This window comes from Chitinilyticum aquatile DSM 21506 (assembly GCF_000430805.1).
Classification (GTDB): Bacteria; Pseudomonadota; Gammaproteobacteria; order Burkholderiales; family Chitinibacteraceae; genus Chitinilyticum; species Chitinilyticum aquatile.
This window is the reverse complement of record NZ_AUMS01000012.1, coordinates 54,414-66,257: the sequence shown is the minus strand read 5'-3', so window position 1 is coordinate 66,257 and position 11,844 is coordinate 54,414. Positions and strand designations below refer to the sequence as shown.

11 protein-coding genes are annotated in these 11,844 nt (G+C 63.6%); 6 read left to right on the top strand and 5 right to left on the bottom strand.

Annotated elements, in window-relative coordinates; all coding sequences use genetic code 11:
* Positions 1-19: 19 nt before the first annotated feature.
* The 4 genes from H559_RS0109120 (at position 20) to H559_RS0109105 (ending at position 4,632) form a co-directional block, all read left to right on the top strand.
* Positions 20-598, top strand: a complete 579-nt coding sequence (locus tag H559_RS0109120; RefSeq protein ID WP_028452452.1) for a phosphonate degradation HD-domain oxygenase — start codon at positions 20-22, stop codon at positions 596-598.
* 84 nt (positions 599-682) lie between these two features.
* The gene (locus H559_RS0109115) at positions 683-1,783 is read left to right on the top strand and encodes a 2-aminoethylphosphonate--pyruvate transaminase (protein ID WP_034640531.1); all 1,101 of its coding nucleotides are present in this window, start codon (positions 683-685) and stop codon (positions 1,781-1,783) included.
* Between the two features lie 615 nt (positions 1,784-2,398).
* Positions 2,399-3,232 (top strand): phosphonoacetaldehyde hydrolase, encoded by an 834-nt coding sequence (phnX, locus tag H559_RS0109110; RefSeq protein WP_051279186.1) that lies wholly within the window; start codon positions 2,399-2,401, stop codon positions 3,230-3,232.
* Positions 3,229-4,632, top strand: a complete 1,404-nt coding sequence (locus tag H559_RS0109105) for an FAD-dependent oxidoreductase (protein WP_034640527.1) — start codon at positions 3,229-3,231, stop codon at positions 4,630-4,632. Before phnX ends, H559_RS0109105 begins: the two co-directional genes overlap by 4 nt.
* 303 nt (positions 4,633-4,935) lie before the next feature.
* Here H559_RS0109105 and H559_RS19670 read toward each other — a convergent pair whose 3' ends face one another.
* Complete coding sequence (locus H559_RS19670) at positions 4,936-5,469, bottom strand: GNAT family N-acetyltransferase (protein WP_211230917.1); 534 nt, start codon at positions 5,467-5,469, stop codon at positions 4,936-4,938.
* The gene (locus tag H559_RS21655; RefSeq protein WP_051279184.1) at positions 5,457-6,074 is read right to left on the bottom strand and encodes a DUF4253 domain-containing protein; all 618 of its coding nucleotides are present in this window, start codon (positions 6,072-6,074) and stop codon (positions 5,457-5,459) included. The genes H559_RS19670 and H559_RS21655 overlap by 13 nt, the downstream gene beginning before the upstream one ends.
* 100 nt (positions 6,075-6,174) lie before the next feature.
* Here H559_RS21655 and H559_RS0109090 point away from each other — a divergent pair, with 100 nt between their 5' ends.
* Entirely contained in the window at positions 6,175-6,786 is a 612-nt protein-coding gene (locus H559_RS0109090) for a DNA-3-methyladenine glycosylase I (protein ID WP_028452448.1), read from the top strand.
* 145 nt (positions 6,787-6,931) lie between these two features.
* On the opposite strand, the gene H559_RS0109080 is transcribed toward H559_RS0109090, so the two are convergent.
* The 3 genes from H559_RS0109080 to H559_RS0109070 all read right to left on the bottom strand — a co-directional run bounded on the left by H559_RS0109080 (position 6,932) and on the right by H559_RS0109070 (position 8,918).
* Positions 6,932-7,357 carry a universal stress protein gene (locus H559_RS0109080; RefSeq protein ID WP_028452447.1) on the bottom strand — a complete coding sequence of 142 codons (426 nt, stop codon included), beginning with the start codon at positions 7,355-7,357 and terminating at the stop codon, positions 6,932-6,934.
* Positions 7,358-7,367: 10 nt separating this feature from the next.
* The gene (locus tag H559_RS0109075; protein ID WP_051279182.1) at positions 7,368-7,790 is read right to left on the bottom strand and encodes a universal stress protein; all 423 of its coding nucleotides are present in this window, start codon (positions 7,788-7,790) and stop codon (positions 7,368-7,370) included.
* Positions 7,791-8,045: 255 nt separating this feature from the next.
* Positions 8,046-8,918, bottom strand: coding sequence for a LysR family transcriptional regulator (locus tag H559_RS0109070; protein WP_034640524.1), 873 nt, complete (start codon positions 8,916-8,918; stop codon positions 8,046-8,048).
* Positions 8,919-9,031: 113 nt separating this feature from the next.
* On the opposite strand from H559_RS0109070, the gene H559_RS0109065 reads away from it, so the two are divergent.
* Positions 9,032-11,839: a M16 family metallopeptidase gene (locus H559_RS0109065; RefSeq protein WP_028452444.1), complete on the top strand. Its 2,808-nt coding sequence runs from the start codon at positions 9,032-9,034 to the stop codon at positions 11,837-11,839.
* Positions 11,840-11,844 lie beyond the last annotated feature (5 nt).

Genomic DNA, 11,844 nt, shown 5'->3' with positions numbered 1-11,844 from the left:
AGGCTACAGGTACATACCCATGAAACCACCCGTCATCACCCGCCTCGACGAGCTTGAGACCCTGTTTGCCGGCGCCGGCGGGCAGCTCTATGGCGGTGAAGCAATCAATCAGCTCGAACACGCGCTGCAGGCGGCGCTGGCCGCCGAAAGCGAAGGCGCCACGCCTGAACTGATCGTCGCCGCGCTGCTGCACGACGTCGGCCACCTGATCACAGGCCAGGGCAACGACGATGTGGCCAGCGGTATCAACGACCACCATGAAGCCATCGGCGCGGTCGCGCTTGAAGCGCTGTTCAGCGAGGACGTCTGCCAGCCCATTGCGCTGCACGTCGCCGCCAAGCGTTTCCTGTGCGCCACCGAACCCGGCTACATCAAGCGCCTCTCGCCGGCTTCGCTCGCCTCACTGAACCTGCAGGGCGGCGTGATGGATGCGCTGGAAGCCGCACGTTTCGCCGCCCGCCGTCACGCAGCGGATGCCGTGCGGCTGCGGCGCTGGGACGAAGTGGCGAAAGTGCCGAAGCTGGCCACGCCGCCACTTGCGCATTATCTGGACATTGCCCAGCGGGTACTCCGCCCGGCCTCGTCGGTAACACCCTGACAGGAAACGCTTTCCAGTACCCCCGGGCGGAAATATTCCGCCTGTTTTCAGACTGAAAAATTCATCTAGACAACAGGATTCATCATGCGCGAACCGATCCTTCTTACTCCCGGCCCGCTGACCACCAGCCTCGCTACCCGCACCGCCATGCTGCACGACTGGGGCTCGTGGGACAGCGCCTTCAATGATCTCACCGCCAGCGTCTGCCGTGATCTGCTGGCGATTGCCAATGGCGAGAGCAGCCACGTCTGCGTGCCGCTGCAGGGCTCGGGCACCTTCGCGGTCGAGGCGGCGATTGGCACGCTCGTTCCGCGCGACGGCAAGCTGCTGGTGCTGGCCAACGGCGCCTATGGCCAGCGCATGGCGCGCATCGCGGCGGTGATGGGGCTGCCACACACGGTGCTGGAATGGCCCGATGGCACGCCGGTCGACCCCGCCGCCGTGGCCGAGGCGCTTGCCGCCGACCCGGCAATCACTCACGTTGGTGTCATCCACTGCGAAACCGGCACCGGTTTGCTGAACCCGCTGGACGACATTGCCACCGCCGTTGCCGCTGCAGGTCGGGCGCTGATTGTCGATGCGATGTCGTCGTTCGGTGCACTGGAGATCGACGTCGCCACCACGCCGATCACCGCCGTCATCGCCGCCTCGGGCAAATGCCTGGAAGGTGTGCCGGGCATGGGCTTCGTGATCGTGAACCGGGAGGCGCTCACCGCCAGCCTGGGCAACAGCCACTCGCTGGCGCTCGATCTGGCCGACCAGTACGCCTACCTGCAGAAAACCGGCCAGTGGCGCTTCACCCCGCCCACCCACGTCGTCGCGGCACTGCGCGCGGCGATTGACCAGTATCTGGTCCAAGGCGGCAGAGCGAAAAGGCTGCAGCGCTATACCCGCAATGCCGAGGTACTGATTGACGGGCTGGGCCGGCTGGGCTTGCAGCTGTTTCTTGCACCGGAATTGCAGGCATCGATCATCCTCACCTTCCACGCCCCGGCGCATCCGGATTACGACTTCCGCCGTTTCTACGAAGCGGTGCGCGCGCGTGGCTTCATTCTGTATCCGGGCAAGCTCACCGAGGTCGAGACCTTCCGCGTGGGCTGCATCGGCGCGATCGACGAGGCGGAGCTGAGCCAGGCCGTGCATGCGATCGGCGAGGTGATGCGGGGGTTCGGGTGGATCAGCTAAGCGCGCCCGCTGATGCGTCGCTGAGGTTTCAGCGCCTCGCGGCGCGGTGTTTAGGTGCGCGTTTCCGCCGCGCCCACGGGATACTTTCTTTGCTTCGCCAAAGAAAGTATCCAAAGAAAGGCGAGCCCGGCCAGCCGGCCCTGCGGGCTACCCTGCGATGCTCGTTTTTCCGGGGGCTTTCAGGGCGATCCCGCCCTAATCAGCATTTGTGCGTACTTCCATAGCAAAGAACAACACCGTCGTTCCCGCGAAAGCGGGAACCCAGAAATGCAAATCCTGGATGCCCGCCTGCGCGGGCATGACGAGCAAGGCCGTGGCTCTAGCCACTGGCGCGAATTAGTACCTCCCTGCCCTCGCAGTCGCCGAGAAGCACAGTTTCAGACAGGGTTTCGGCGTGACGAGTGTCTGAGGCCGGAGGCCGAGTTGCGGCACGCCGCTGGCTGCAACGAGCATCGCAGGGCACCCCGCGCAGCGGGGCGACGGAGCGGGCGCGCCTTGGGGGTGTCGGGGGGCTTGGCAAGACAAGCCCCCTGACGTGCCGCCGGGCACACCCGGCATCAAAACACCTGCGCCGCAAGGCGCTTAACCGATTCACTAATCTGGAGTTTGTCCACCATGTCCTACCGCTACACCCGCCACTACACCGGCCCGCTGGAAGCCGTCATCTTCGACTGGGCCGGCACCGTCGTCGATTTCGGCTCGTTTGCCCCTACCCAGGTCCTCGTCGACGCCTTTGCCACAATCGGCCTGCCCGTCACACTGGCCGAAGCCCGTGTGCCGATGGGCATGGCGAAGAGGGATCACATCAAGACACTCGGCCAGTTGCCCGACGTTGCCCGCCGCTGGCAGGACAAATTCGGCGCGCCGATGACCGACGCCGATGTCGACCGCATCTACGCCATCTTCATGCCGCTGCAAATCGAGCGCGTCGGCGTCTATTCGCAGCCGATTCCGGGAGCACTCGACACCATCGCAACGCTGCGGCAACAAGGCCTGAAAATCGGCAGCTGCACCGGCTACCCGCGCGAAGTGATGAACGCGCTGCTGCCGATTGCCGCAGCGGCAGGCTTCGCGCCCGATTGCACCATCGCAGCAGACGACCTGAAGGCCGGCGCACGCCCCGGGCCGTGGATGGCACTGGCGAACGTGATCGAGCTGGGCGTGAAACACGTCGCAGCGACCGTCAAGGTCGACGACACGGCGGTCGGCATTGCCGAAGGGCTGAATGCCGGCATGTGGACGGTGGGGCTGGCTGTTTCGGGCAACGAAGTGGGGCTGAGCCTCGAAGAATGGCTGGCACTGACGCCCGCAGAGCAAGCCGCCCGCCGCCAGCGCGCGGCCGACAAGCTCGCGCAGGCCGGCGCGCATTACGTGATCGACAGCATCGCCGACCTGCCAGCCGTGATCGCCGAGATCAACGCCCGCCTCGCTCGCGGAGAACAGCCATGACCACGGACTTCCGCCCCTGGTGGTTTGCCGACGCACTGCGTCGCGCCCCGCCACCGCCAGTGACGCCGCTGCAGGGCGACATCACCGCCGACGTCTGCATCGTCGGTGGCGGCTACACCGGGCTATGGACGGCGATCATGCTCAAGCAGGCCAATCCGCAGCTCGACATCGTGCTGATCGAACGCGACCGCTGCGGCAGCGGCGCGTCCGGGCGCAACGGCGGGTGTCTCCTCACCTGGTCGGCGAAATTCCTCACGCTGCGCCGGCTGTTTGGCGAAACGGAGGCGCTGCGGCTGGTGAAAGCGTCGGAAGACGCCGTCTACGCCATCCGTGACTTCTGCCGCGCGCACGCCATTGATGCCGAGGTACGCGTTGACGGCGCACTCTACACCGCCACCAATCGCAGCCAGTTGGGCAGCATGGCCGGCGTGATGGCGGCGCTGGATGGCAACAGAGCGAACAGCTGGCGCACGCTGCCGCTGGCGGAGGCGCAAAAGCTGGCCGGCTCGGCGGCGATGCTGGAAGGCGTGTACTCGCCCGCCGCCGGCAGCGTGCAGCCTGCACTGCTGGCGCTCGGCCTCGCGCGTGTCGCCCGCGAGCTGGGCATTCGGATTTATGAAGGCACGGCGATGCAAAAGCTCGTCCCGTCCACGCCGCCGCGCGTGCAGTGCGCCGCCGGCAGCGTCACCGCGCGCAAGGTGGTGCTGGCGCTCAATGCCTGGATGCCAGAACAGTTCGGACAGTTCTCGCGCAGTATTGCGGTGGTGTCGTCCGACATGGTCATCACCGAGCCCTGCCCTGCCGAACTGGCCGCCATCGGGTTGAATCACGGCGCGGCGCTGTGCGATTCGCGGATTTTCGTCCACTACTGGCGCACGACAGAAGATGGAAGACTGATGCTCGGCAAGGGCGGCAACACCTTCGCGTTTGGCGCGCGCATGCTGCGGCAATTCGACGAGCCCAGTCAGCAGGTGGCTATGCTGCAGGCGTCACTGGCGCGCTTTTTCCCCAGCCTCGCCACGGTGCCGCTCGCTGCATCATGGAATGGCGCGTCGGACAGATCGGTCACCGGCTTTCCCTTCTTCGGCCAACTCGACGGCCATCGCGACATCGTCTACGGCTTCGGCTATTCGGGCAACGGCGTAGGGCCAAGCTGGATCGGCGGGCAGATTCTCAAGTCACTGGTATTCGACGAGGACAACGCCTGGACACGCAGCGGGCTGGCCACCGGCCCGCGCGGCCATTTTCCACCTGAGCCGGTACGCTGGCTGGGCAGCCAGCTGGTGCGCAACGCGATCAGACGAAAGGAAGCGATGGAAGACCGCGAAGAAGTGCCGTGGTGGCTGGACAGACAATTGGCGAAATTCGCACAGGCGGCGGGGAAGGCGGACAAGGGCTAAGCACATACCCTTGCAGATATAAAGCCACAACCTTTTATCCAGAAGGGCCATACCAATATACCCATGCATTGATTGGATCAGGTACAGGCCAGACCGCGACCTGATCAGGTAGCTACCGCAGCCAAGTGCAATTTGCCACTCCCGCGAAAGCGGGAATCTAGCTGAAATGCCTGTTCAAGCAGCGCTCTGGATACCGGCGTTCGCCGGTATGCGAGATGCAGAACGGACTACCTTAATCAGGAGCCGCGCTGAAGCCCGGTTCGTGGAACTGTGATCAGCCAGCGGCTTATACCCGCCAACCGTTCAGCGCGCGTCACGGCCCGCACTGCAAAGCTGGACGTCCTCGTCCGTCCCCAGGTTGAGGGGCCGCACGAAAATCTGCTGCTCGCCACCCCAGATGTCCTGCACATCGGCCATTTTCCGGAAGCCGTAACGCTCGTAGAGACCTTGCTCGCTACTCACCAGATAGAGCTGGGCAAAACCGATGCCGCGCACATACTCTGCAGCAAACGCCAGCATTTGTTCGCTGATGCGCCGCCCCCGGCAGGCCTCGCTCACGAAGACAAAGCCGGCATAAGGCGTGTAGTCCACATCGGGTACAAAATCGCGCCGGGTCACCGTGCTGAAGGCCACGATAGCGCCCTGCTCCAGCGCCACGATGACGCGCTCCCAGTCAGTAAAGACGCCATCACGCATCAGCCCGGCCAGATACGGCCCTGCCCGCCAGCTGCAGCCGGCTGCAAACGCTGCTACTGCTGGCCACAGCTCATCGCCCTGCTGCAATGACCGGATTTCGATCCCCCCGGCTCGCGAATCCTTCACCGTCAGTCCCACCACAAATACGCCCCATGCTGCTCGCGAAGCGCCTGCTCAAGCGCCGCCAGTGAACCGACGCCCTGATCGACGACATCCGGACAGAATTCATACAGCTCTTTCGCAAAGCGCTTCAGGTCGGGCGGCAGTTTGCGAAACTTCAGCTGGATCGTATCGGTTTCCGCCTGCCAGACATCCACGCCATACAGCTTGTCCCATGCCGCGATCTTGCGCTGCACGTCCTTGGGATACATGCCGTAATTTGCGGCATCCGTCTGCGCGATTTCCAGAATGTCGACCGCCGAAGAGCCGTGCCCGACAACCAGCTCCACCCCCTTTACTTTCCGCTCGGCCAGGCTGTTGCTGGTACCGATGAAGGCAACCAGCCCTTGCGGCAGCCTGCGGCGCAGCTCGGCCAGCTTGGCAGGGGCGGAGGCTTCAGGCACGATGGCCGAGATGGCTCCCGGGTATTTATCGCGCCCGAAATCCCGCGTCGAATAATTGCGCACTGCCGCAGCACTGACGGCGGCGAGCTGTTTTCTGGCCTCAGCCGGAACCGGTGCGGCCTGTGCGAAGTGCACGCACAGACTCACCAGCAGGCCCGCCAGCGCGGCTATGTTCTTGAACATGGTTTTGCTTATTCCAGTCTGGAAGGGGGATAAGTCATGAAACGCAGCGTACACCGAAACCCGCTCCCCAGGCTTCACCCCAATCAAAGGGAAATGACGAATGCAAGACACTCTCTACCTTGCCCCCGATGGTCAACCCCGCTGCCACTGGTGCAGCGCGACGCCGGATTACCTCGCCTACCACGACCATGAATGGGGCTATCCGGTGGCGGACGACGTGCGGCTGTTCGAGAAGCTGTGCCTGGAGGGTTTCCAGTCGGGCCTGAGCTGGCTCACCATTCTCAGAAAGCGCGAAAATTTCCGCCGCGCCTTCGACGGTTTCGATTTCCGCATTGTGGCGACCTACACGGACGCCGATGTGGCGCGGCTGCTGGCCGATGCCGGCATCGTACGCCATCGCGGCAAGATCGCGGCGACGATCAACAATGCCCAGCGCGCGCTGGAGCTGATCGACGAGGCCGGTTCGCTGGCGGCGTTTTTCTGGCGTTTCGAGCCGCAGATGGATCCCGGCCCGCAAGTTGCGGCCCAAACGCCCGAATCGCTGGCGCTATCCAAGGCCCTGAAAAAACGCGGCTGGAAATTTGTAGGTCCCACGACGATGTACGCACTGATGCAGGCGATGGGGCTGGTCAACGATCATGCCGCAGACTGCGTGATCCGTGTGCGGGTGGCGGCGGCGCGGCAGGCCTTCACGTCACCGGCGGCGGGCTAGCGCCAGGCAATGCGCTAACCGCCAGAGCCTGGACGAGTTGCTGCATTGGCAAGCCTGCATGCCAGCTTCGTGCTGCACTTCGGCCAGCTTGAAGTCCTGCCCGCCATCGCGCAGCATCTGTCACGCCTCAAGTCGGGATTTGCGCTTATTTGATCAGCGTCACCGGCACAGGCGATTGCGCAGCCACCTGATAGGCCACCGAACCGAACACGACGCGCGCGACGCTGTCGTTGCCGCGCGTACCCATGATGATGCGCACGCAGCCGTGATGCCGCGCCTCTTCACAGATTGCCTGTGCCGGCTTGTCGAGCACCACGGCGTGGCTCACGACCAGCCCGGCCGCACGCAGGCGGGCCAGATGCGGCGCAAGCAGTTCTTCGCCGTGCTCGCGCAGTGATTGCACCATCGGCACGCTATGCGTCACGCCTTCGAGCAGCGAGGCGTAGAGGCTGGGCTGCTGCGCGCTAAGCAGGCGCAGATGCAGCGTGTTGCGCACGGCCAGCGCTTCGGCGTGCGCCAGTGCGCGCAGGGAACTGGGCGAATCATCCAGCGGAACCAGCAGTGTTGCCATGGCGTTTTCCTCAATTCACCAGCGTCACGGGCACGTCGGCCAGGCTGACCACCCGGCTGGCCACCGAGCCCAGCAGCAGCGCGGCCGCTGCGCCATGGCCGCGGGTTCCCATCACGATGTGGGCGGCGTTTTCCTGCCGCCCCACGCGCACGATCATCTCGGCAGCCTGGCCGATCGCCCGGCGCTCATCGTGTGACACGCCCGCTCCGGCCAGCAGCGCGCGCGCCGGCGCGAAAATGCGCTCGGCCTCTGCACTGTAGAGAATATCCAGATCGGCATCGGTGAAAAAACCGCGCGTGCGGCCAAGCAGCGGCAGCTGCACATTGAGCAGAAGAAGCGCATCGCAGCCTTCCTGCTCGCGCAGCAGCAGCGCAGCCTGCACGGCGCGCAGCGACTGGGCAGAGCCATCCACGGGAATCAGCAAGGTGGGCACAGGAGACCTCCACATCCGGCGGGGCAGCAAGGCTCTGCCCCGTGAACTCATTATGCGTCCCGCCATCGCGTCAGGGTAGCCACAAATTCCCGGTACAGTGCCTGACAGGCTGAGCCAGCGCCACTAAATATCAGCGTATACACCCAAATCCATTGATATCAAATGGCTTCAAACCCATACCATGCAATGTATGCATAGATGGACAACGGCACGAGGCCGCGAGGCAAGTGCCTCGGGAATCTGCCTGGCAAGCACTCATGCGGCCTGCGATTCCAGTTCCAGCAACTGCGCCAGCGCGGGATGCATGATCTTGCGGGCGCTGAAAATGACGTGATAGTGGCCGATCACGCCGGGCAGATGGCCTAGCGTCTGCAGCCCGGCCGTCGTGGCTGCCCCCTCGGCGAGTACGGGGCTGGGGAAAAAACCGGCACCACGCTGGGCAAACGCAGCCATCAGCGCGCTATCGGAGAACTCGCCGACGATATCGGGGACGATGCGGTTTTCCGCCAGCCAGACATCAATCTGCGCGCGCAGCGCTGCATTGCGCGTGGGCAGCAGCAAGGGCGCGCCGGACAGATTGAATGGGAAACCGTCTCGATACTGCGCTACCAGCTCGGCAGTGCCCAGCAGCATGATCGGTGCGAACACCAGCAGCTTGCTCTGCAGTTTCAAGGCTTCGGTAGTGCTGCCGGCGCGGTCGCACAGCACCAGATCGAGCTGGTGCAGCGCCAGCCGGGCAATCAGCTCGTCACGGTCACCATCGATACACACCAGGCGGGTTGTGGCGGCGCCCAGCGGTGCCAGCAGCTGCTGGGCAATCGTTTTCGGGATTGCGTCCGACACCCCCACATTCAGACGCGAGCGGCTGGCACCACCCTGCTCCAGCGCATGCTCCAATTCCTCGCCCAGCTGGAAAATCCGCTCGGCATAATGCAGCGCGGTGCGTCCTGCCTCGGTCAGCTCCAGCTTGCGCCCAACCTGTGTAAACAGCACCTGCCCCACCTGCTGTTCCAGCGTACTGATCTGGCTGCTGATGGCCTGCGGTGTCATGCCCAGCTTGCGCGCAGCGGCACTGATGCCCCCTTCCATTGCGACCATCCAGAAATAATGCAGATGCCGGTAATTCATCGCCGACCATTCCAGAAAATCTGATAGTCAATCACAGTAAGCTTTATGTTTGCTGCTGTAAAGCTCGGCTAGCATGACTCCTGTTACACATCCTTTGCATTGAGGAAACATACATGGCCGAATTATTAGGCAAACACACTGCCGCATGGCGGCTTGGGAACGCATTTCACTGCGCGCTGCTGGCGCTCGGCCTGCTGCTGGCCAGCAGCCATGCCAGCGCCACGTCTGCGGACCAGAGCCTGCGCGAAGGCACGCTGGCCAATGGTCTGCATTACGTCATCAAGCGTGTTGAGGCGGACCCCGGCATTACCGAATTCCGTCTGCTCGTCAAAGCCGGCTCGCTCGACGAACTACCGAACGAGCGCGGGCTGGCGCATTTTCTCGAACACATGGCGTTTCGCAACACCCGGCACTTTCCGGATGGTCAAGTCATCGACTACCTGAACAATCAGGGCATGCGCTGGGGTCAGGACAGCAATGCCTTCACCTCGCAGTTCGAAACGCTGTATCACTTCCGCGCCAGAACGGCTGATCTGGATCGCTCGCTGTTGCTGCTGGCCGACTGGGCTGGGGGCATCGGCATTACCCAGGCTGGCGTCGATGCCGAGCGCAAGATCGTGATCGATGAATGGCGCATGCGGCAGCAAGGCATTCAGTACTGGGATACTTATCTGGATACCCTGTTTGCCGACCGGGTGATGAGCGAACACAATCCGCTTGGCCAGATCGGCATTCTCCAAACGGCGAAGGCCGAAGATATCGAAACCTTCTACCGGCGCAACTACATTGCCCCGCGCATGACGGTGATCGTTGTCGGCGACGTAGACCCCGAGCAGCTCAGCCAGCAGATCGGTGCGCTGTTTGCGGCAATTCCTGCCGGCCCGGCCGCACCGGCACGCCCCGCCTTGCGCGACCTGCAGGAACTGGGGCTGTTTGCCAACTACCGCGAGATCAGCCGCCTGAATGTCCGCTCGGTCGGCTGGAGCTGGCTAGAACGCTGGGATGGCATTCCGACCGAACACGGCATGCTGCGCGACGGCCAGCGCGAAGCTGCACTCGCCATCGTGCAGCGCCGACTCGAAGCCGCCAATCCCGAGCAGCGCAGCTATGAGCAGGTTTTCAGCTGGCGTGATGATATGGCGCGGCCCATTCAGCGCTGGACGCTGTCAGCTGCCCCCAAGCCCCGGCTGCCCGAACAAGCCCTTGAGGCCATCCTGACCGAGGCCGAGCGCGCGCGCCGTTTCGGCTTTACCCAGTCCGAAGTCGACGAACAGCTGCGCATCATGACGGCCAATCTGCAGGCGGCCACCCGCAAACCGCAAGGCAGGGAAGAATGGGCCAACATCCTGGTCAACGAGGCCATGCTGGGCGGGATGCGATGGACTCCGCAGCAATGGCTGGCTCACTGGGAAGAAAACAAACCCAAGCTGACCCCCGCCAGCCTGCAGCAGGCGCTGGATGAGCTGATGGCGACGCCCGGGCAGCTGGTTGAAGTGGACAGCAAAGGCACAGCCAGCTTCGGCTACATAAACGACAACGACATCCGGCGCATCAGGAAGACAGTCAAGGAGTCCAAACTAGATCAGCAGCAGTTTGAGGCTAAATCAAGTTCCCTGCTGGCAGCCCTGCCCGAGCCCGGCCGCATCGTGACCAGTCGCGACGCCCCCAATGGTGGCATCTGGACGCTGGACAACGGCGTGCAGGTGCTCTGGCAAAAACCCGTCAAACCCGACGAAGACATCGGCATTGCGCTGCGGGAACCGGGCAGCCTGCTGGCATTGCCGGAGCGCCTGCGTGTTCCTGGAATGGCGCTGGCACAGTACCACTGGCAGAACGCGCCCGGCGCCATGCCGGCGAATCAGTACCGCGAAGCGCTCACGGGGCACGACGTGCAACTGCAGTTCAACGTCTGGGTGGACAGTTCGGGCTTTTTCGGCCGCAGCAACCCGGTCGATCTGGAAATCGCGCTGCAGGCACTCTATCTGTATCTGCAACCCCTGGCTCAGGACTGGACGCCCTTTGCCAAGCCGATCGCGGCACTAGGGCAATACGATTGCGGCAGTGCCGGACTAGGCGCAAGGCTGGCGTCACTGTCGCAGCCAATCTGGCCGTGGCGTTGCCTGCGCGGCGAAGAAAACACCCTGTGGATGGGGGAGGTACAGCAGGCCCAGCTGGCGCTGTTCGGCGATCCGTCGCGGCTGCGGCTGGTGCTGACCGGCGTGGCGGATCCGCAAGCCATCCGGCCACTGGTCGAGCGCTATCTGGGCAGTCTCAAGCTGCAGGCACAACGTCCGGAACTACAGGCCGTCAAGCCGATGCCGCTGAATACCGACGCCACGGAGAGGCTGCTGTTCTCTCGCGGTGCAGAAGCCAATGTGAACTGGCGCATCGTGACTCCGCAGTCCGTCGATTCCAGCGATGCCTATCTGCTGGAAGCACTGGCTGGGATCGTGCGCGAGCGCCTGCTGAAAGTGCTGCGCTTCGACAACGGCCAGAGCTACTACGTGGATAGCGGCTACGACCTGGGCAATGGCCAGGGTGCGGCGCTGATGTTTTCCTACAACGGCCCGCCTGACCAGTGCCCGATGATGACGCGCAAGACCGCCCAGACATTGACCCAGCTGCGCACCGAAGGGGTCACCGCTGCCGAAGCGGAAGCCAGCCTGCAGCTCAGCCAGAAAATGATCGCAGAACGGGGTAGCAAACCGCTGGAGTACGCCCGCGCGTTGTCTTTCCATTGGCAATATGGCAAGGACGATACCAGCCTTGCACCCCATCCGGAACAGATTCTGGGCAAGGCGGCGCTGGATCAGGCAGCAGCACGCTGGCTGCAGCCCGAATCAGCCTTTATTGCTCTTTTTGGCTGCAATACCGATGTACCGGTCGATTTTGCCAGCCTGTGGGTTGGCGACGCGAGCTGAACGGC

Bases quoted from the DNA above. Each gene is read 5' to 3' on its own strand.
- H559_RS0109120 (WP_028452452.1), top strand. From the start codon at position 20: ATGAAACCACCCGTCATCACCCGCCTCGACGAGCTTGAGACCCTGTTT.
- H559_RS0109115 (WP_034640531.1), top strand. From the start codon at position 683: ATGCGCGAACCGATCCTTCTTACTCCCGGCCCGCTGACCACCAGCCTC.
- phnX (WP_051279186.1), top strand. From the start codon at position 2,399: ATGTCCTACCGCTACACCCGCCACTACACCGGCCCGCTGGAAGCCGTC.
- H559_RS0109105 (WP_034640527.1), top strand. From the start codon at position 3,229: ATGACCACGGACTTCCGCCCCTGGTGGTTTGCCGACGCACTGCGTCGC.
- H559_RS21655 (WP_051279184.1), bottom strand. From the start codon at position 6,074: ATGTTCAAGAACATAGCCGCGCTGGCGGGCCTGCTGGTGAGTCTGTGC.
- H559_RS0109090 (WP_028452448.1), top strand. From the start codon at position 6,175: ATGCAAGACACTCTCTACCTTGCCCCCGATGGTCAACCCCGCTGCCAC.
- H559_RS0109080 (WP_028452447.1), bottom strand. From the start codon at position 7,357: ATGGCAACACTGCTGGTTCCGCTGGATGATTCGCCCAGTTCCCTGCGC.
- H559_RS0109070 (WP_034640524.1), bottom strand. From the start codon at position 8,918: ATGAATTACCGGCATCTGCATTATTTCTGGATGGTCGCAATGGAAGGG.
- H559_RS0109065 (WP_028452444.1), top strand. From the start codon at position 9,032: ATGGCCGAATTATTAGGCAAACACACTGCCGCATGGCGGCTTGGGAAC.